We start from the raw sequence: 19,753 nt of genomic DNA, 5'->3' as shown, positions 1-19,753 counted from the left end.
ATTTTAGACCTCATTAGCCATTGTTTCTGTGGAAAAGACCTTATTGCCGTTTACCCATGTTGACTGCACAACGAGTTGCTCATCCAATTGAATAAAATTGGCGAGCATTCCTGGTGCAAGTTGAACTGTCGAACCGCTTTTTACAGGTGAACCTGATAAATAATCTTTAGGATATTGGCTAGCTAATCGAATGGATTCATCCAAACAAATACCTAATTTAAAATGACAATATCTTACCGAGGATGCCATATCGATGGCTGCACCTGCTAATTCCCCGGTTGTAGATATTAGTCGTCCATCTTTTACTGTTACGTGCCGATCAAAAAATTCAAATTCCTTAGCATCTGTTCCCACTGGTGGCATAGCATCGGTTACTAAAAATATCCCCCCCGTAGGTTTAGCTTTGAGGGCTAGTCGAATATTCAGATCATCCACATGATGACCATCTACGATTAATCCGCAACGTGCCACTTCAGAAGTTAATGCGACACCTGTTACGCCAGGCTCTCTGGCCGAAATTGGCGACATGGCATTAAACAAATGGGTAAAACCGCTGGCTCCGCTTTCGAGGGCTTTATTGGTCGTCACCGCATCAGCATTACTGTGCCCGATACAGACTTTAACACCTAAGCTAACTAAGGCTTTTATTTGCTCATCAGGCACCATTTCTGGTGCTAGAGTGACGATAATTTTACCTAGATCTTTACGTTTAAACAGCGCCCACTCTCGATCTGTAATCGGACGAATATATTGCTGACTATGGGCACCTTTTTTTCTTGTAGAAATATGCGGGCCTTCAAAATGTATCCCCAAGATCCCTGGAAGGTTTTGGCTAATCCCTTCAGCAACTGCATCAGCCGCCTTTTCCATAGTAATGATATCATCGGTAATCACCGTGGGCATTAACCCTGTCGTGCCGAACTTAGCGTGAGCCGCAAAGATGATCTTTAAAGACGCCACGTTTGGCTGGGCATTAAACAATACACCACCACCACCGTTTACTTGTAAATCTACGAACCCAGGAGCTACGAGACCGTTAAGCACAGTATCAACTTGCGAAGTATCCTGATCCATTGCAATGATATTTCTGCCTTCAATCACCAGCACTTGATCACTATGGTATGCCTGTCCATCAAATAATTTTCGAACGTGCAATCTCACTTTCTGGGTCATAATGTTTTGGTGACTTTATTCAAACCCAAAGGCACATCAGGATTTAAACCACGATGAGTTGAAAGCTGGGCGACATCAATATAAAAACGCTGTAACACCAATAAAGGCGCAATCCGCGGATGGGCTGCCAAGCTGTTTTGATGTAGATGCAAAACCTGAGCTCCTCGTCGTTTTACTTCATTGATTTGTTCCCGATGAGCCCCTTCACTTTCGTCCAAAACCAGACAGTCTAAAATTGCTAAACCTTGTTCTACCAAGGTAATAGGGCCATGCAAAAACTCAGCGCTGCTAAACGCCTCTGCGTGGATACTGCATACTTCTTTAAGTTTCAATGCAATTTCTTTAGAAACCGCAAAACCCAGTCCCCGTCCCAATACTACTAAGTTATTGACGTTATCAACATCCGTTGGTATCAATTGTGAGGGTGAATCAATAATTGCTTCAAGTAAACTCGGTAATTCATTTAGGGAGTCAAGTAAACCTTGATTGTTTGTCCAGGTTGCAACTAAATGCAATAGCGCAGAGAGAGTTGAAAGATAGCTTTTAGTGGCCGCCACCGACTCTTCTTTGCCTGCCTTTAATGGTAAAACATCATCCACTATATCTTGTAAAGGCGAACTTTCATCATTCACCAGAGCAATACAATATGCACCGCCTTTTTTTGCCATTTTTGCTTGGGCTAATATATCTGGACTGCGTCCAGACTGGGAAATAACAATCACTAAAGCCTTATCTAGAGCGAGTTGTTTGTTATATACGCTAGAAACCGAAGGTGCAGCTGCAAAGGTTGGAATTTGCGCTTCAATTTCAATTAGATATTTGGCAAATACACCTGCATGATCTGATGACCCTCGACCAATTATCATTACCATTTTAGGGTCAAATGCATGCAGCTTTTCGGCAATCGCCGTGATAGTTTTATGATTTTGTTGAATTTGCTGGCGAATAACACTTGGGGTTTGCCGCGCTTCTTTTTCCATTATTGTTTGGGTCATGTAAAACTCTTATTTATGTAACGATTGAAACTAATTTTTCAGGTATGAAACCATTGATATTTTGTCTGGCAAAATAGACAGCACCTACTTCTGGAGACGACAAGGGAGCAGACAGAGTATGTTGAACCCTTCGGCCTAAATGTGGAAATAGTGACCTTCCTAAGCCTCCAATAAGGGACATTCTAGGGGGATGGGTGTTCATCAATTTTTCCGCCATTGTATTAATATAATCTGCGCCCTCTTTAACGATGGATAAGGCTAATTCATCTTTGGCATCGGCCGCAACAAACACGCAATTTGCTAGTTGAGCAAAAAATGACGCTGGTTTACCCGCAACTTTTTCAGTGAGTTCTGCGCTATTTTTCAAGTTAAGCTGAGCCAACATGATTTCGGCAAGTTGTGTGGGCTTAGCGAACCCATCAAGTGATAACAGAACCAGTTCTGCGGCTTTTAAACCAAACCAAGCCCCGCTACCTTTGTCGCCTTGGGGAAAGCCATGTCCGCCTAATATTGTCGACTTCTGATTGACATAAGAAAATCCGCAGGACCCCGTTCCTGACACTATTACGGCACCATCTCCACCGTCGTGGGCTCCTAAACTGGCAATTAATAAATCCGTTGCCAAAAAAATTTGTTTAAATGGGTGCTGCCAATTCATAATGTTGTCGTAATGCTTAGGGAGGTTCACACCGGCAAGACCTACTCCAAGGGTAATATTCACCAATTCCCTAGGGCTCATACCAGCTTGTTGTAAAGCCATAATTGCACTGCTTTTTATAGATTCTTTCGCCTGCTCTAATCCATAAACTGGGTTTCCAGGCCCTGCCGTACCCTCACCTAAAACGACATTATCCGGTGACATCAAAACGGCTTTGCATTTCGTTCCACCACCATCAATTCCTAATATAAGGGAATCATCCGAAGTTAAATTCTTTCTCACTGTATTTTTTATTCCCGTTACCACTTCTAAACCTTTTTATTCGCTGTAAATATCAACGCTTCAGCGACTGCCCTTTCCCCGTCTTTATCAGATGGCTTTCCGGTTATCTGGCCATTTACCACCATCACACTGGAACCGCCGCCATCGAGATTTATCGCCTTTTGAACACCCAATTCCAGCATAAGCTCTGACATTTCTGTGATTGACGCGCCTATGCTTTTAAACGGATCTCGTCCATACACGACCACCACATAGACATCACCCGTTTCAGTAACGCCTACGGCTGTGCGGGGATGGCGTTGTAACACCCAATTTTGGTAAAAATTGACTCGATTATTTGTTGAGGATGCTGGCGAAATTTCGTCTCGGGCATCAATTGCAGCAGTGGCATTATCAACATTGCTCACTCCCCAACCTTGCTTACTGCGCTGAGAAATCGGTTGCTTACCATCAATTAATAGGGTCGGTCCACCATTAACCAGATACATACCCTTGCTTAACCTCAACTCACCTGAATCACTGGTTATCCGCTGAGTGATGGCCGCTTTAACTGCTGGTGAAATATGCTTTGTTAATTTCGAAGCTGGATCGCCTGAAGCAACAACAAGGCGGTGCCCTTTAGGTAAAGCCTCTGACGTGTTAGCCAAGTTAAAATAGACAGCATCATTTTCATCCACGAAAAAGTAAAACTCGCTGTTGTTTAAAACTTCATTAAGACCGCCAAAAAAATGGTTATAGACGATGATCTCATCTGCTTTGTGGCAAACATAGTCATGGATAGCAACAACTTTAGGATGATCAAAACCACAGTTAAATATTTTTCCCGCTAAGCGATTTATGCCATCCACATGGAACACTTCTTCTTCAACTGTCAGGCTAATATGAGATTGCACATTTGTTAAAATATCGACAGATAGTGATGGTTTATTTTTGATTAACAGAGCGGGTCTGCCGGCCACAGCTTCGCTCACTAAGGTACCGTTGATTACCCCGATACCCGCCACATCGCCAATAACTCCTTGACTTGGGTTAAACGCAAAAAAACCACCATTAACTGCTGCAATCCCTTGATTTCTTTTGGCTATTACCGATGTTTTTTCAACTCCCGATATGTGCTGTTCAGCTAAAAATGAGCGCAATGCACCTGTGTATTGAGATGGTACCAATTTAAGAATACTGATTGCTTGCTTACCCATGCCACCACTGCGTTGGCTACTATGGGAAGCACGCAATTGAAAGCCCTTCTCAGCAAGATCTTGTTGCATATCTTGCGCTTGTGTTACGGAGTGAAATTGACTAATGGTTACCAACTTTCCTAAGTCAGTGCCTTCTGGAGATTTTTCAATTAAATCAAGCATCTTAACTTCTAAGCTTTGAGAGCTATTATTGGCGTTGTTTACCAATAGTTGTTTGTTCAACCTATCGACTAAGACTTCAGCATCACTGGCAGACAACACTGGACTAGTTAACTGAAAGTAGCCAGACATTTCACCTCTATCCAGTTTAAAATAGCGCAACCCAGGTGCTATTTGGTTTTGGGTTGCTTGCTCTAACAAAGTTGGCAAGTCTGTCTTCGTATTCGACATTGTTGTACAAGCATTTATCAGCAGTGCGTAAAGGATCGCAGAGCAACTAATTGACAAACCTAACTTCGGCATGATTTTTCACTCGATAAGAAATGTTAGTATAGATAGGTATTTAGATAGAGTTACTTAAGGAGCATCAAATGATGCTCCTTAATCTCGCTTCGGTGCTTAAAACGAATATCGAGCACCAATAACAAAGCGTCTATCAATTTGTGCAAGATCATACGGAGTATTTTGCACTGAACGATTAACTTCTTGCTCAGTCAACAGATTTAACCCTTGCACTTGTATTTGCAGTGCATCAGTTACATTGTAACTAGCTGAGAAATCTAGCTGTCCGTACTCTTCTTGCCACTGCGGAATACCAGCAGTTGAAGCGAACTCAACCAAGTATTCATCGCGCCATGTGTAAGACAATCTCGCATTAAAGCTAGGGATATCATAATACAAGGCTAAGTTATAGCTACTTTCTGACAAACCCGGCAACCCTGAATTACGCACGTCTCCTTCATCTGAATATTGAGCCGCACTATCAATCATGGTGTAATTTGCCAACACACCAAAGTCATCTAATGAATCGCTGATAAAGCCCAGTCTGGATTGATAAGCTAATTCAATACCTGTAATAGTTGCGGCAACACCATTGGTAGGTTGGGTAAAAATAATCGGGCCACTAACGATGACGCCATCACTTTGTCTTGGAAACTCTCTAATTTCCGTGGTTGAAGAGGTATCAATAAAACCATCAAGATCTTTATAGAATATATTGATTGCTGCAACAGCTTCACTGGTGAAGTACCACTCAAAACCTATGTCGTAGTTATCTGCGGTAAACGGCTGAAGATCAGGGTTACCACGAGAACCAAGTCCGCCCCCCTCATCGATACCGTTAAAGCTTTCAAATGCTGCCAATTCACCCAGAGCGGGTCGAGTTAAACTCTTAAAGTAAGCCGCTCGCACTACCATGTCGTCATTTAACGCATAACGTATGTTCATGTTGGGTAAAATCTCTTGATAATCACTTTTTAAGGTAACCGGAGTAAACGCGTCTACATCTGTAGAGTCAGTGGTCATTTGTGACTCAATCGTTTGCAGTGTTCTTACAAAACGTAAGCCGGTACTCAAGGTAACACTTTCACTCACTTCGATATTTGCTTGAGCGTAGGCAGCAATTGTTTGTTCTTGCAATTCAAAACTATTAATGAGTGCAAAAGGTTCGTTTACGTCTTCGTATAAACCATCGATAGGTGTTCCATCGGCATTAAAAAAAGTAGCAAAGATTAAATCTGGGTCACCGCCGATTAAGGTTGAAGGAGCGAAGTCCGCACCATCCACTTTAAAACGATCCAGTGGAGTATAGACATCAGCAAGTGTGGGCAAATCGGTACGACGATTTAAAGGAGTCACACCATCAGCTAAGAAGTTTTCGGCTCTGATGTCACTCCTTGTTTGTTGCTGTTGCAACTCTCTATCAGTTAAACGCAATCCAAAATCGACTTTCATTAAATCGCCATTGTCGTATTCAAAATCCAACTTCAAAGTATTGTTGGAGTCTTTTGTTTCAAGTGGACGACGAATAAATACATTGACGACAAACTCTTCTGGATTACTCGCAAAATCGGTACCTGGTGTTGACCATTCTAAATAATTGTCGTGCATGACGTAGCTCACATCAGCTGGATAGAAATTGCCATCTTCTTCCATCCTGCGAAATGAAAATAAGTCATTGCTGTTAGATTTTTCGCGACTAAAGTGACCTATATAAGGCGAGAATTTCAAGCTATCAGAGATATGCCAATCTGCACTTAGTGTAAATTGTTTCACTTCTTCATCGATAGCCTCTTGTCTTGCACCTACGCGCTGTTGCACACCGGTCAACGTTGCTTGAGTTGCAACACCGTTCTCAATGACAGTGTTGCTTACCGCCGTAATATTACTTTCAGACGGAGCATCTAGAATAGTTTCTACGCGATCACCGTCAATTTTGCCGACTAGTGCCCGCGCTTTAATATCAAGATCATCATTAGGACGCCATTGCAAACCTAACACTGCACCTAAGGTTTCACGTTCCTCAGAAGTATATCCAAAGCTTTCTATTCGAGGATACAAAGCATCATATTGCTCTTGTGTAGGACCACCTTCTTCACCTACATCAGGACCAATCCAAACTGCCGATAACGGACTATGGCTGCTACCTCGTACTTCATTATTTTGCATATCAGTATCTGAGTAAACCAATGCGGCATTGATACCAAAAGTATCATCCCAGTTTTGGTTAAACACAACGGAAGCTTTAGGGCTGTTTGTGCCGGTATTGTCACTGTAGTTATTATAAACAGAAACATTGAGCACTTGATCTTGGGTGGCTAACGGATCCGGTGTATAAAGAGACACGCTTCCAGCGATTCCCCCTTCCACTTGGTCTGCTGTCACCGATTTGGATATTTCTACACTGTTAAATAATTCTGCAGGAAAAATTTCGAAGGAGAAGCCACGTGTTCCATCGCTTCCCCCAGCTAACATGCCGTTCACTTCGGTTGAAGTAAATTCAGGGCCAAGGCCACGTAAGTTTATTGCTGTCCCTTCACCTGTGGGGTTTCGGTTTAAAGTGACACCAGGTACACGTTGAATTGCTTCAGACAAGTTAGCTTCTGGAAACTTACCAATATCTTCAGCGGTAATAACATCCACCACTTTATTTGCGAATCTTTTTTGATTTAGGGATTTTAATAGGCTTCCGCGCACACCTTTTATGGTGATTGCTTCAATTTCACCTTCGTTTGACTCTTGGGCGTAAAGGTTGGCAGACGTGCTGCTTAACATGCCTAAAAGTACTGCAGTGGAGATCTTACTGAATTTAATTCTGTTGGGAGTAACAAGTGTTCTGCTCATGAATTTTCCTCAATGTTGACGGTGTATTTATAATTATTAATTACCACTCTGGTAATTAAACTAGCGGAAAGTTGGGTAAATTGTCAACACTTAATTACCACTGCAATATTTAATATTTCATTAATAAACTGAAAAATAAAATTAAATACTTAAATATCATGTGGTTATATAAAAACACTTGATATATAACAGTTGGTCGAACCTGTATATTCTGCAAACTTAAATATCAATATGGTAATTAAGTTTCCATATTGGTATTCTACTTTGATGGACGTATTTGATGATCACCATTGAAATCTGTCATTTACATCCCACAAGGAGATATAAGTGCACACGCAACAAACAGTCAGCTCTATTTCGTCAATTGAAAAACAGCTAAATAGTAGTCACAAGAAAGTAATAGAGAATATTCGAAGAAATGGGAAAGCCACAAGGGCGGAAATTGCTAAATCAACGGGTTTATCAAATCAAACTTTAACTCGTTTGACTAAACATCTCATATCTTTAGGGATAGTCGCTGAGCATTCTAAGATAGCCGGTCAACGAGGCCAACCTGCCACCTACTTAACCTTACAACCTGGGGTGTTCGCAAGTGTCGGTGTCATATTTGAACACGATAGGGTCGTTGTTTTATTAGATGATCTTGACCGCACGAATATTGTTAGGTTTTGTCAAGATGGTACGTTTTTATCGGCTGAATTAGCAATTAAAGCGGCGATAGCCATGCTTGATAAATTGTTTGCGGAACTGGCTTCAGGCATTAATGTATTGGGAATTGGTATTTCTATTTCTGGCTTTTTTACCAATGTAGAAGGATGCATTTGTTCCCAGCAAGATCCTCAAGGCTGGTCGGTGGTGAATTTCCAAGAAACCTTTGCTAAAAAATACGGCCATCAATGTTTTGTTGAAAATGACGGTAACGCAGCTTCCATTGGTTTTTCTCTCACCCAGAAAGGCGCAAAATTACAAAGCTTCTATTTAATGTTATTTACCCTAGATGTAGGGGGAGGATTTGTTTTTGATGGTGAAGTTGTTGATGGCGCTTATGGAAATGCTGGGGAAATTTCCGCATTGTTTAGCAGTGATAAATCCCTTTTGAGGCCCACCTTAGGCTCACTATATAAACATTTAACTGCTGTGTGGGGTGAAGAAGCCACTCCTGAAAAAATACAGTCTGCCATAGACCGCCAAGACACGAATATTATGTCTTGGGTGACAGCCTGTGTGGAAGCAATGAAGTTTCCATTAAAAGCGATTCAAAGTTTACTCGATCCCGAAGCCATCGTATTTACTGGTCGACTGCCAATTGAACTGCAGAAGCTTCTATCGCAAAAAGTAGTAGTAACAGGGCCATCTTTTGGAGATGTATACGCGCCTACCCCTAAGATTCACTTAGCCGATGGTAACGATATTCTTGAAAAAGGGGTTACGGCCATCCCTGCCTTTTACTTTTTCAAACGGGGTTAATGGATAACTAAAAGTTGTTTAAGTAAAAAATCAACTTGTTTACGTTAGCCTATTATTTTAACCTTCAGGTTAATTATTTTGTCAATAACGCTTCATCCAGCATAGTTTTGAAAGGATGATGTGCTAAGTAAACTTGAAAGAGTAACTGAGGCCTAATGAAATTATGGGAACATGGGGATTACGTTGTAGGTAATTGCCGACAGGTTTTACTATTTAGTGGTCGAGGGCCTTGGAATGACGAAGCGCTTGAGAAAGGCATTCAAACCACCAGTTCGAGTTTAGAATTTATTGACAGTACTCGCCCTTGGGGACAGTTAAGTTGCCTGTATGGTGAGAGTTTATTCCCTCCTTCAGCCTATGAGATTTTTTTAGAGCAAACAAAATTTCGTAAAAAATATGGCATAACGTCCATTGCAGTAGTGATCCTTAATTCAGATGTAAGTAATACAATTAAGCAGCAACTCTCGTCAGGTTATAGGGCGATGGATGTTAATTACGCTTTCTTTGATTCTATTGATGAAGCTGTTGAGTGGTTAGAGTCCCAAGGCATTGATTTAGATCCCGTTGAAATCAAGAGTTTTTTTGAAAATAGCATCTTGTAATCCATATCACATTAAAGTCCCAATAAAAAACCATTACATACAAAAATCATCATAATGTAACCAAAATGGAACATTAAAACTTTTCTTGATAAAGTAACTATTTAGGGACATTATATGGGAAACCCCTGGTTAACGTCCCATTAGGATGACTTTAAAATTATTATGTTAGTCAAAGAAATTATCACTAATCTAGGCGACCGCCTCAAACAAGCGCGATTAAATGCAGATTTAACGCAACAAGATATTGCAGATAAAACAGGCCTCTCAAGAAAGGTTATTATGCGTGCAGAAAAAGGCCAGGCTCAATTAGAGACTGTGGTCGCAATTTTAGTTGCATTAGGCTTAACTAAACAGCTAGATCTATTTATTCCTATTCCAACAGAATCACCTATTCAATTAGCCAAACGGCAGGGCCAAAAAAGACAACGGGCATCAGGCAATAATCCAGCTACGAAAAAAGGTGATGCAGCATGGTAAATGAAGTCGTTATCGTAAATTATCAGGATCAACAAGTTGGCGCAGTAAGTTATGATCTTGATAAGCAATTAGGTGCATTTGAGTATTCAACTGAATTTATTAAACGCGGGATACAGTTGTCCCCGATTAAGATGCCATTATCGAAACAAATATATACTTTTCCAGAAACTGATTTTAATGCATTTAAAGGTTTACCTGGTTTAGTTGCAGACTCATTGCCTGATGACTTTGGTAACGCTGTGATGAATGCCTGGGTTGCTTCACAGGGAAAATCACCCAGTGATATCACCCCTCTTCAACGATTAAAATACACCGGAACTCGTGGCATGGGTGCGTTAACCTTTGCCCCCGCGACTCGTCACAAAAACCTCAACTCTTCCCAACAACTAGAGGTTGAAAACCTGGTAGAAATAGCACAAGACATTGTGAATCAACGCTCTGAATTTAATGTGTCTTTGCATAAACAGGGTCACGAAGACAAAGAAGCCATGATGGCGCTAATGTCTGTGGGTATTAGTGCTGGTGGCGCAAGGCCTAAAGCGGTTCTGGCGTTTAATTCAGACTTTACCCAAGTACGTTCAGGACAAACTAATGCCCCTGAAGGCTTTAAGCATTATTTAATGAAATTTGACGGTGTTAGTGAGCATAACAAGAGCCAGGAAACATTTGGTGATCCCATGGGATATGGCGCAATGGAATATGTATACTATCTAATGGCAACCGCTTGCCAAATTGATATGATGCCATGTTTATTGCTAAACGAAGGGAAACGGCGACACTTTATCACCCAAAGATTTGATCGAATTGGAAATGATAAAATACACGTACAAACTCTCAATGGGCTCGCCCATGTTAGCTTTAAACAGGTAGGTATTTATTCTTATGCTGAACTATTTGATGTAGCTCGCCGTTTGCGTTTATCAGCCAAAGAAGCGGAACAGATATTTAGAAGAATGGTATTTAATGTTGTCGCTAGAAATCATGATGATCATGCTAAAAATATTTCGTTTATGTTTAACCAGGAACAGCAATGGTGTTTAGCCCCAGCCTACGATTTGGCCTACAGCTATAAACCAGGCAGCAGATGGGTAAATAGTCATTGGATGTCAATAAATGGTAAGCGTGATAACTTTGATAGAGAGGATTTCTATACCTTCACTCAGCTCAGTCCAATTTTTAATAAACGAAAAATTGATCGGATTATAGATGAGGTTGTAGAACAGGTGTCACGTTGGCACGATTTGGCCAACGAACATCAAGTGCCCAAAACACTCATACAAGAAGTGCAATCTAATCTAAGGTTATCGTTATAAAATAAATCACGAAGTAATCAAGTCATCTAGACTGTAGATTTGTGACCAAATGGGGAAAGTTATGCGACTCGCATTTTATGTTTTTTGTTTTTTAAGCTGGGGGTTATTAATCTTAGCCTCGAATTTATGGTCCATCTCTTTGTGGGGTTTGATAATTCTTATCCCTCTTACCATTGTCGGTTTCTACGATATTTTCCAGTGTAAACATGCACTGCTACGAAATTTTCCAGTAGTAGGTCATGGCAGATGGCTAATGGAAGATATTAGACCTTTTTTACGTCAATATTTTTTTGAATCAGAAACCGATGGTGTACCCGTTAACCGAATGTTTCGTTCCGTCATTTACCAGCGTGCAAAAGGACAGTTAGATTCCCTGCCCTACGGAACCAAATTGCATACACAAAATGTAGGTTACGAATGGATCAGTCATTCAGTGAGCGCTATACATTATGATGAAACACAGGAAGAACCCAGAGTTAAGGTAGGTGGACCGGATTGTAAACAGCCTTATGAAGCCAGTGTTTTTAATATCTCCGCCATGAGTTTTGGGGCACTAAGTGCCAATGCTATTCGTGCCTTAAATAAAGGGGCTAAACTGGGTAATTTTTATCACAATACCGGAGAAGGCAGCGTGAGCCCTTACCACCTCGAAAATGGCGGCGATCTTGTATGGCAAATTGGTACAGGCTATTTTGGATGCCGTGACAATAAGGGAAAGTTTGCGCCAGAGGCTTTTCAACAGGTAGCTCAGCATCAGTCAATTAAAATGATTGAGATTAAGCTATCTCAAGGTGCTAAACCGGGTCATGGCGGTATTCTTCCTGCGGACAAAAACACCCCTGAAATAGCTCGAATAAGGTTAGTCGAACCCGGGACACGAGTTGACTCACCTCCAGGGCATAGTGCGTTTTCCTCCCCCCTTGAAATGATGGACTTTATTCAACAGTTACGAGATTTATCCGGCGGAAAACCCATTGGATTTAAGCTCTGTATTGGTCAAAAAAGTGAATTTGTGGCCATGTGTAAAGCCATGCTTCAAAGCGGCATCAAACCGGATTTCATTACCGTCGATGGAGGGGAAGGCGGAACAGGTGCTGCGCCACTGGAATACTCTAACTCAGTGGGCATGCCATTGCGGGAAGCGCTGGTGTATGTTTGCGATATTCTACAAGGATTTGATCTTAAAAAAGATATCAAAGTTATAGCCAGTGGTAAGGCGTTTACCGGATTTCACGTGGTACGAAATATCGCCGTAGGGGCAGATATATGTAATAGCGCTCGTGGCATGATGATGGCGTTAGGCTGTGTGCAGAGTTTAGTTTGCAACACAAATCATTGTCCCACTGGGATTGCGACCCAGAATAAACATCTAGCTAAGGGGATCGTAGTTGAAGATAAAGCACAACGAGTCGCTCGCTATCACCAGGAAACGGTTCACGCCACCTTAGACATCGTCTCTTCTGCAGGATTATCTGACTATCGTTCCATCAATAGAGGACACATCTATCGACGCATAAGCCAAACAGAAATTAAGCGCTACGATGAGATATATCCCAGCCTTGTGAAAGGCTGTCTATTAACCGATGATTATCCTCAACAATTTGAAAAAGAAATGCAGGAGTCTTCAGTGGAATGTTTCATGCCTAAATCATATGTTTTAGAATCCAGTCGTGGCCTGAAAACAAAAAAGGCTGAGGAAACACTGATCAGCTCCAAACAAGCTTAATATTACAAGGAATTCCAATGTCAAACCAAGAACACTCTCTTAATATCGCTTTTATTGGCTTAGGTGTCATGGGGTTTCCTATGGCAGGATTTTTGGCTAATGCTGGTCACAAAGTGACTGTATACAATCGCACTGAAAGCAAGTCAGATCTATGGTTAGCAGAGTATAAAGGTGACAAAGCGTTAACCCCTGAAGATGCGGCAAAAGGCAAAGATGTGGTGTTTGCTTGTGTTGGTAACGACAACGACTTGCGCGAAGTGACCATAGGTGATGAAGGCGCATTTAAATCGATGAAGACGGGCAGTATTTTTGTTGATCATACAACTACTTCTGCTGCTGTTGCTCAGGAATTGTCGGAAATAGCCAAGTCAAAGAATATCGGTTATGCCGATGCGCCAGTCTCTGGTGGTCAAGCCGGTGCCCAAAGTGGCTCCCTCACGGTAATGGTAGGTGCTGATCCCGATACGTATCAAAAAATTGAAACGCTAATTCGATGTTACGCAAAAATGCAAAAGCGTTTAGGTCCAGTGGGCAGTGGGCAAATGGCTAAAATGGTCAATCAGATCTGCATCGCTGGCGTGGTACAAGGCCTATCTGAAGCTTTACACTTTGCTAAACAAAATGGTTTAGATGCTGAAGCAGTAGTCGAAGTCATTTCCAAAGGTGCGGCTCAATCGTGGCAGATGGACAATCGTGCAAGTACAATGTTAGACAACCAATTTGATTTTGGCTTTGCTGTAGATTGGATGCGTAAAGATCTGGGTATTGTGTTAGATCAAGCAAGGGTATCAAACGCACATTTACCACTCACAGCCTTAGTCGATCAGTTTTATAGCCAAGTTCAAGCCAATGGTGGAGGAAGATTTGACACGTCCAGTTTGATCACTTTATTAGAGAAAAAGTGACCTAACAGTATGCAAAATGAATGGAAACTCGCCAAGGATATGGCTCTATCATCCAACCTTCAGACGCCTGATGCTGGATGTTGGAGCTTGCATAAATTAGTGCTGTCAATTCCGTTGTTAAAATCACTAAGCTATTTAGCTAATTGACCAATTGATTGTTATTTTGCCAACAAAAATAAATCACACCACTTGATAAATTTAAAAACTCGTTAAAAATCAACATACTAAAATCTTGGCCTGAGTTCTGCAACTTCTGTCAAAAATATTACTCAAACTAGCAAAATTACTCTTACTTAGGAATATTATGTTTATCGCGAATTCATTCAAAGTACTCTCACAAGGCATAATCGTCAGCTCTACTGTCTTGTTTTTGTCAGGTTGTATTATTCATGTTGGGGGAGGAAGTAACGATACCTCACATGGCAATAGTGTAAGCAGCGTATATGGAGATTTGGAAGTTTCTCAAGGTAAACATGTATCTAATGTTAGCTCCGTAAACGGCAGCATTCAATTACATGATGACGTCAAAGCTCGTAGCGTCGACACCGTCAATGGCAGTATCAAAATGGGCGCATATGTATCTGTTCAAAACGCAAATACAGTAAATGGCGACATTGAAGCTGAACAGCATTTTAACAGCGCCAGTTTTGTCAAGGCTGTAAACGGTAATATCAGCTTGCAATCCTCTTCAAAGGTCGCAGAAGATGTTGAAACCATGAATGGCGATATCACCCTAAATGGTGTTCTAGTGGAAGGCTCATTGCGCACTCACACTGGAAATATGCTACTTACCAATAATACCCAAGTGCTTGGAGACATTATTTTCCACAAGAGTAACAACAGCAAGCATTCGGTGCCGACTTTAAGTATAAAACAAGGTGCAACCGTAACCGGCCAAATCATTCTGTATCGTGAAGTTGAGCTCAATATTGATGATGCGCAATTGCTCAATAAAATTGAATTTCAATTCGACAACGACAAGTAAATCACCCTTTTTATCGTACCCAATGTCACTCCCGACTCTTCGGCCGCTCTCAATATTTAAGGAAGCGGCCATTTTTTTACATCGTCTTTTAATCCTAAAAAACGACGTATAAACAGGGCAAATTGAATATCCGTTTGTTTATTCAAAGGTGAAAATGTTAATCTGAAATCACACTCAGAATTTTTAGCGAGTCGAGTACTCTATGAACACCATAATCATCTGTTTAATTATTGCCACTGTTATGCCCATTCTATTTAAAGCCCCCCTAGCCTATGCTCAAAATAAGATGGGCGGATATGACAATCGAACCCCAAGAGACCAACAAAGCAAACTCACCGGTTTTGGCGCACGAGCTCGCGCAGTCCATGAAAATAGCTTTGAAGCACTAATAATGTTTATCCCTGGCGCATTAACAGCGTTGATCACAAGAAATGTAGGTGATATAGCACAGTATTTAGCGATTGGATTTGTTATCTCGCGGCTTATCTATGCCCTTTGTTATTGGTTAGATATACACATATTGAGAAGTTTGGTGTGGTCAGTGGGCTTAGGATGTTCCATTGGATTATTGATTGTTTCTTTGTAAGTGGTTCAAAGCCATAAAAAAGCACCTTAGGATCAAGTCATAAGGTGCTTTCTTGGTAATTTTTGAATGCTTACTTTCTTCTTTTTAAGTTTTTATTCAATTTGTGTTTTTTGACTGAACGTCGCATACGACTAATACGTACGTGGTCGAGCTTATTACGCTTTTCATTGATCAAACTTTCGGTTTCATTAGGAAGCTGCACGGATTGGCGTAACGGATTCACGTCTTCTAAAGTCAATTCTATCCAGCCCCCCTGTGGTAAGCGTTTTTGTAACTCTAAACCGCCATAGCTTACTCTAATTAAGCGACTGACTTGCATACCCTGGGATTCCCACAAACGTCTTACTTCGCGATTGCGTCCTTCAGACAATGTGACGCTAAACCAAGAATTTAGACTTTCATCGTCGCCGGGGCGTCTTCGAATAGTTGTGAATTTAGCGACACCATCCTCTAGTTCTACCCCTTTTTTAAGCTGCGATATGACTTTTTCATCCACTTCCCCAAACACTCTGACGGCATATTCTCGTTCAATTTCGTGCTTAGGGTGCATTAATCGATTAGCCAACTCACCATCATTGGTAAATAATAATAAACCACTGGTGTTAATATCTAAACGCCCTACCGCAATCCAGCGGCCATTGGTTATTTTCGGCAAGCGGTCAAATACCGTAGCCCGTCCTTCGGGATCTTTACGGCTACACAACTCACCTTCTGGTTTATTGTACATTAGCACACGGCAAACCGGCTTTTCTTGCGCCAAGGTTAGTAACTGGCCATCTACTCTAATTTGATCGGTAATTTCAACACGATCTCCTAAAGTAGCGACATTACCGTTTACCGAAATTCGTCCCTGCTCTATCCATTTTTCCATCTCACGACGGGAGCCTTGACCAGCGTTTGCTAGTACTTTTTGCAGTTTTTCACTCATTAATGTAATTGCTCTTTATTGGGTCCTAGTTCAGCCAAATCTGACGCTGAATCTTGAGACACTGTATCTGATTCTATTTGTTCAGCCACGGTTTTTAGTCGCTGTTCATCTTGTTGTTGCTGCTCCAATTCTGGAAGCACTTCAATGGTTTGCATGGGAGGTAGATCCGCTAAACTCTTTACGCCAAAATAGTCTAAAAACCCTTTTGTCGTCGCATAGAGCGACGGTCGGCCTGGTACTTCTTTGTGGCCAACCACCTTGATCCATTCCCGTTCCGTTAAGGTTTTAATAATATGACTACTTACTGAAACCCCGCGTACATCTTCTATTTCCCCTCGCGTTATAGGCTGTCGATAAGCAATTAAAGACAATGTCTCTAAAAGGGCGCGAGAATATCGAGGGGCTTGTTCTTGCCATAACTTACTAAGCCAATGGCTTAAGCTATCTACAGATTGAAAACGAAAACCAGAGGAGACTTCAATCAGTTGTATACCCCGTGGCGCATAATCCAAAGTGAGTTCGGCTAATGCCGCATCGAGTTTTTTATTCGACACTTTCAATCCGTCCAAGACTGTAGATTGCAATTTTTCTTTGCTCAATGGCTGATCAGCAACAAAAATTGCAGCTTCAACAATTTGTTTCAATTGTTCATGGGTTAGCCTTGCCATGCATCCTCTTCTGCTTCACGTAACTTTAGATGTATTTGACTAAAAGGTTGTGCTTGTACCAACTCAACTAAACTCTCTTTTACCAATTCTAATATTGCTAAGAAAGTCACCACCACGCCCGCTTTTCCCTCGGAGACTAAAAATAAAGTTTCAAAGCCAAGATAATTATGATTATTCAACAATTCTAAAATCCTGCTCATACGTTCTCGAGTCGACAACACTTCTCGTTCAATTTGATGATGTTCAAAGGCCTTGGCTTTTTTCATCACCGATTGAAATGCCAGCACCAAATCTTGAAGGCTGACTTCCGGCTGTATTTTTATGGGTGCAACTTGCTCGTTTGGCTCGGCACTAGCGGTAAATACATCTCTTTCCATTCGCGGCAAAGCGTCCATTTCTTGTGCCGCAATTTTGATTGCCTCATATTCCTGTAAACGTCGTATCAATTCCGCTCTTGGATCATCTTCGTCTTCATCAACATCTGCCCGTTTAGGGAGTAATAGTCGTGATTTCACTTCGGCTAAAATAGCAGCCATCAATAAATATTCAGCGGCAAGCTCCAGTTTTATTTCTTTCATTACCTCAACATACTCCATGTACTGCTGAGTAATTTGTAATACAGGTAAATTAACGATATCGAATTTCTGTTTGCGTATTAAATATAAAAGTAAATCAAGTGGCCCTTCAAATGCTTCTAAAATAACTTCCAATGCATCCGGTGGAATATACAAATCTTCCGGTTTATCAATCATTGCCTCGCCATTGACAAAAGCCAGTGGCAACGGCTGTTGAATAGGCGGCTTATTCGGTGCTGACTCTTGGGTCATAGGTTATTTCAACTCAACCAAAAACACTAGTATCGCCGCTGCCCTCACGGATTATCTCAATCCCGCCTTCAGACATATCGATGACACTTGTGGGTTGCTCCCCTAAGTATCCACCGTTAATAATCAATTCAACCTGGCGTTCTAATTTGTCCCTAATATCTTCGGGATCAAATTCAGCTTGGGTTTCACCTGGTAAAATTAATGTGGTCGACATTAAGGGTTCGTTTAATTCTTCCAACAATTGTAAGGCGATAATGTTATCAGGCACTCGGATCCCAATGGTTTTTCGTTTGGGATTCTGCAACCGTTTTGGTACTTCTTTTGTGGCCTTAAGGATAAAGGTGTATGGTCCGGGCGTATTATTTTTAATTAGTCGAAAGGCGGTATTGTCAACCCGTGCATAATTTGACAACTCTGACATATCACGACACATAAGTGTGAAATTATGCTGCTTGCCAATTTGTCGTATTCGACAAATTTGTTCAAGTGCCGCCTTGTCTTCCATTTGGCATCCTATGGCATAACCAGAATCAGTGGGATAAACAATCACACCACCACTTCGAATAATTTCACAGGCTTGGCGCAATAGCCGTTGCTGAGGATTATCTGGATGAACATAAAAATACTGACTCATAAGTTTTCGCTAATTCCCTAATCTATTGTTGCATTGTCAAGTTTTTCCAGTCATGCCAAACCGGTGTTAAGCGCTCTGATATGGCTAAACTCTTACCTAACTCTGTCCAACGACTTGGATAATGAAAATCCGAGCCGGTTGACGCCAACAGTTGATGTTCGATGGCTAATTCCACTAACAGTTCTCGTTTAGTGGCTGCCAAATGCATATGATTGGCTTCAATACCATCCCCCCCCCCTTGACTAAATTCTGCAACTAACCGACGCAGCCATTTTGCTGTCATATCATAATGTCCAGGATGGGCTAAAATCGCTTGTCCACCTGCTTCCTGGATCCAGCTCACTGCCTCAGGGATACTTATCCATTCAGGTTTAACGTGGGCTTTTTTGCCTTTGCCTAGATATTTTTTAAAGGCATCATCAAGGCTATTGACGGCATTAAGTTTAACCAGTGCTTGTGCAAAGTGCGCACGAGTAATTTGTCCTATTCCTGCGAGACGTTTTGCAACCTCGTATACGCCAGGTACACCGGCTTTTTCTAATTTATGGGCGATTTTTTGTCCTCGCAACTCTCTACTTTGACTTTGACTATCTAGTCGCGATAAAAAAACAGGGTCGCTATCATCCACGTTCAAACCAACAATATGAATATCAAACCCATGCCAACTGGTTGACAATTCAACACCAGCAATCACGGTTAATTTTCGTTTACATTGTTGCTGATGATTTCTTAGTTCTTGAATTCCTTCAACGGTATCGTGATCCGTTAATGCCAGCACATCCACTTGCATATTGTGAGCACGATCTAGCAACTCCTGGGGAGTCAGTCGACCATCTGAATAACTACTGTGGCAATGCAAATCTATTTTCATGACTTCTATCTTATAACGCTTTAATTGGGCAATTTTAAACTTTTTATCGTCTGATGTATTGACACAACGAGCGAATTGTTTTCTTCTATAAGGGTACTGGCGCTATTATATGTTAAACGTCAGAAAATATTCAGGTTAAATGCCTTGGGAGTTGAATAAATCCCCTAAAAAGTCGAAT

Annotated in this window: 18 protein-coding genes; 8 read left to right on the top strand and 10 right to left on the bottom strand. The window is 41.4% G+C overall.

Annotated features, from left to right (window positions below):
* Positions 1–3: 3 nt before the first annotated feature.
* The 5 genes from nagA to Q4574_RS09555 all read right to left on the bottom strand — a co-directional run bounded on the left by nagA (position 4) and on the right by Q4574_RS09555 (position 7,586).
* On the bottom strand, positions 4–1,173 hold the full coding sequence (gene nagA, locus Q4574_RS09575) for an N-acetylglucosamine-6-phosphate deacetylase (RefSeq protein ID WP_303473843.1): 1,170 nt from the start codon (positions 1,171–1,173) through the stop codon (positions 4–6).
* Positions 1,170–2,168 carry a glucosamine-6-phosphate deaminase NagB-II gene (gene nagB-II / locus Q4574_RS09570; RefSeq protein WP_303473842.1) on the bottom strand — a complete coding sequence of 333 codons (999 nt, stop codon included), beginning with the start codon at positions 2,166–2,168 and terminating at the stop codon, positions 1,170–1,172. The genes nagA and nagB-II overlap by 4 nt, the downstream gene beginning before the upstream one ends.
* 13 nt (positions 2,169–2,181) lie before the next feature.
* Positions 2,182–3,108 carry an N-acetylglucosamine kinase gene (nagK, locus tag Q4574_RS09565; RefSeq protein ID WP_303473841.1) on the bottom strand — a complete coding sequence of 309 codons (927 nt, stop codon included), beginning with the start codon at positions 3,106–3,108 and terminating at the stop codon, positions 2,182–2,184.
* 26 nt (positions 3,109–3,134) lie between these two features.
* Complete coding sequence (locus Q4574_RS09560) at positions 3,135–4,694, bottom strand: phosphodiester glycosidase family protein (RefSeq protein WP_303473840.1); 1,560 nt, start codon at positions 4,692–4,694, stop codon at positions 3,135–3,137.
* A 168-nt stretch (positions 4,695–4,862) separates the two neighbouring features.
* A complete protein-coding gene (locus tag Q4574_RS09555; RefSeq protein WP_303473839.1) occupies positions 4,863–7,586 on the bottom strand; it encodes a TonB-dependent receptor in 2,724 nt (907 codons plus the stop codon).
* 327 nt (positions 7,587–7,913) lie between these two features.
* On the opposite strand from Q4574_RS09555, the gene Q4574_RS09550 reads away from it, so the two are divergent.
* The 8 genes from Q4574_RS09550 to Q4574_RS09515 all read left to right on the top strand — a co-directional run bounded on the left by Q4574_RS09550 (position 7,914) and on the right by Q4574_RS09515 (position 15,647).
* Complete coding sequence (locus Q4574_RS09550; RefSeq protein WP_303473838.1) at positions 7,914–9,053, top strand: ROK family transcriptional regulator; 1,140 nt, start codon at positions 7,914–7,916, stop codon at positions 9,051–9,053.
* A gap of 155 nt (positions 9,054–9,208) precedes the next feature.
* Positions 9,209–9,655 carry a hypothetical protein gene (locus Q4574_RS09545; protein ID WP_303473837.1) on the top strand — a complete coding sequence of 149 codons (447 nt, stop codon included), beginning with the start codon at positions 9,209–9,211 and terminating at the stop codon, positions 9,653–9,655.
* A gap of 162 nt (positions 9,656–9,817) precedes the next feature.
* Positions 9,818–10,132, top strand: a complete 315-nt coding sequence (locus Q4574_RS09540; protein ID WP_303473836.1) for a helix-turn-helix transcriptional regulator — start codon at positions 9,818–9,820, stop codon at positions 10,130–10,132.
* Complete coding sequence (locus tag Q4574_RS09535) at positions 10,126–11,445, top strand: type II toxin-antitoxin system HipA family toxin (RefSeq protein WP_303473834.1); 1,320 nt, start codon at positions 10,126–10,128, stop codon at positions 11,443–11,445. The genes Q4574_RS09540 and Q4574_RS09535 overlap by 7 nt, the downstream gene beginning before the upstream one ends.
* A gap of 61 nt (positions 11,446–11,506) precedes the next feature.
* On the top strand, positions 11,507–13,171 hold the full coding sequence (locus Q4574_RS09530) for an FMN-binding glutamate synthase family protein (RefSeq protein ID WP_303473833.1): 1,665 nt from the start codon (positions 11,507–11,509) through the stop codon (positions 13,169–13,171).
* A gap of 17 nt (positions 13,172–13,188) precedes the next feature.
* Complete coding sequence (locus Q4574_RS09525; RefSeq protein WP_303473831.1) at positions 13,189–14,076, top strand: NAD(P)-dependent oxidoreductase; 888 nt, start codon at positions 13,189–13,191, stop codon at positions 14,074–14,076.
* A gap of 304 nt (positions 14,077–14,380) precedes the next feature.
* A complete protein-coding gene (locus Q4574_RS09520) occupies positions 14,381–15,061 on the top strand; it encodes a hypothetical protein (protein WP_303473830.1) in 681 nt (226 codons plus the stop codon).
* 202 nt (positions 15,062–15,263) lie between these two features.
* Positions 15,264–15,647: an MAPEG family protein gene (locus Q4574_RS09515; protein WP_303473829.1), complete on the top strand. Its 384-nt coding sequence runs from the start codon at positions 15,264–15,266 to the stop codon at positions 15,645–15,647.
* 70 nt (positions 15,648–15,717) lie between these two features.
* Here the strand turns inward: Q4574_RS09515 and rluB are convergent, their stop codons facing one another.
* The 5 genes from rluB to Q4574_RS09490 are packed head-to-tail and all read right to left on the bottom strand — an operon-like array spanning position 15,718 to position 19,575.
* Positions 15,718–16,575 (bottom strand): 23S rRNA pseudouridine(2605) synthase RluB, encoded by an 858-nt coding sequence (gene rluB, locus Q4574_RS09510; RefSeq protein ID WP_303473828.1) that lies wholly within the window; start codon positions 16,573–16,575, stop codon positions 15,718–15,720.
* A complete protein-coding gene (scpB, locus tag Q4574_RS09505) occupies positions 16,575–17,243 on the bottom strand; it encodes an SMC-Scp complex subunit ScpB (RefSeq protein ID WP_303473827.1) in 669 nt (222 codons plus the stop codon). The genes rluB and scpB overlap by 1 nt, the downstream gene beginning before the upstream one ends.
* Positions 17,231–18,070: a ScpA family protein gene (locus Q4574_RS09500; RefSeq protein ID WP_303473826.1), complete on the bottom strand. Its 840-nt coding sequence runs from the start codon at positions 18,068–18,070 to the stop codon at positions 17,231–17,233. Before Q4574_RS09500 ends, scpB begins: the two co-directional genes overlap by 13 nt.
* Positions 18,071–18,083: 13 nt before the next feature.
* Positions 18,084–18,704 (bottom strand): L-threonylcarbamoyladenylate synthase, encoded by a 621-nt coding sequence (locus tag Q4574_RS09495; protein WP_303473825.1) that lies wholly within the window; start codon positions 18,702–18,704, stop codon positions 18,084–18,086.
* Positions 18,705–18,726: 22 nt separating this feature from the next.
* Positions 18,727–19,575, bottom strand: a complete 849-nt coding sequence (locus Q4574_RS09490) for a PHP domain-containing protein (RefSeq protein ID WP_303473824.1) — start codon at positions 19,573–19,575, stop codon at positions 18,727–18,729.
* Between the last annotated feature and the right edge of the window lie 178 nt (positions 19,576–19,753).

The organism is Aliiglaciecola sp. 3_MG-2023 (assembly GCF_030548205.1).
In the GTDB taxonomy this organism is placed as follows: domain Bacteria; phylum Pseudomonadota; class Gammaproteobacteria; order Enterobacterales; family Alteromonadaceae; genus Aliiglaciecola.
Note: the sequence above shows the minus strand (reverse complement) of the source record. Positions and strands in the feature narration are given on the sequence as shown.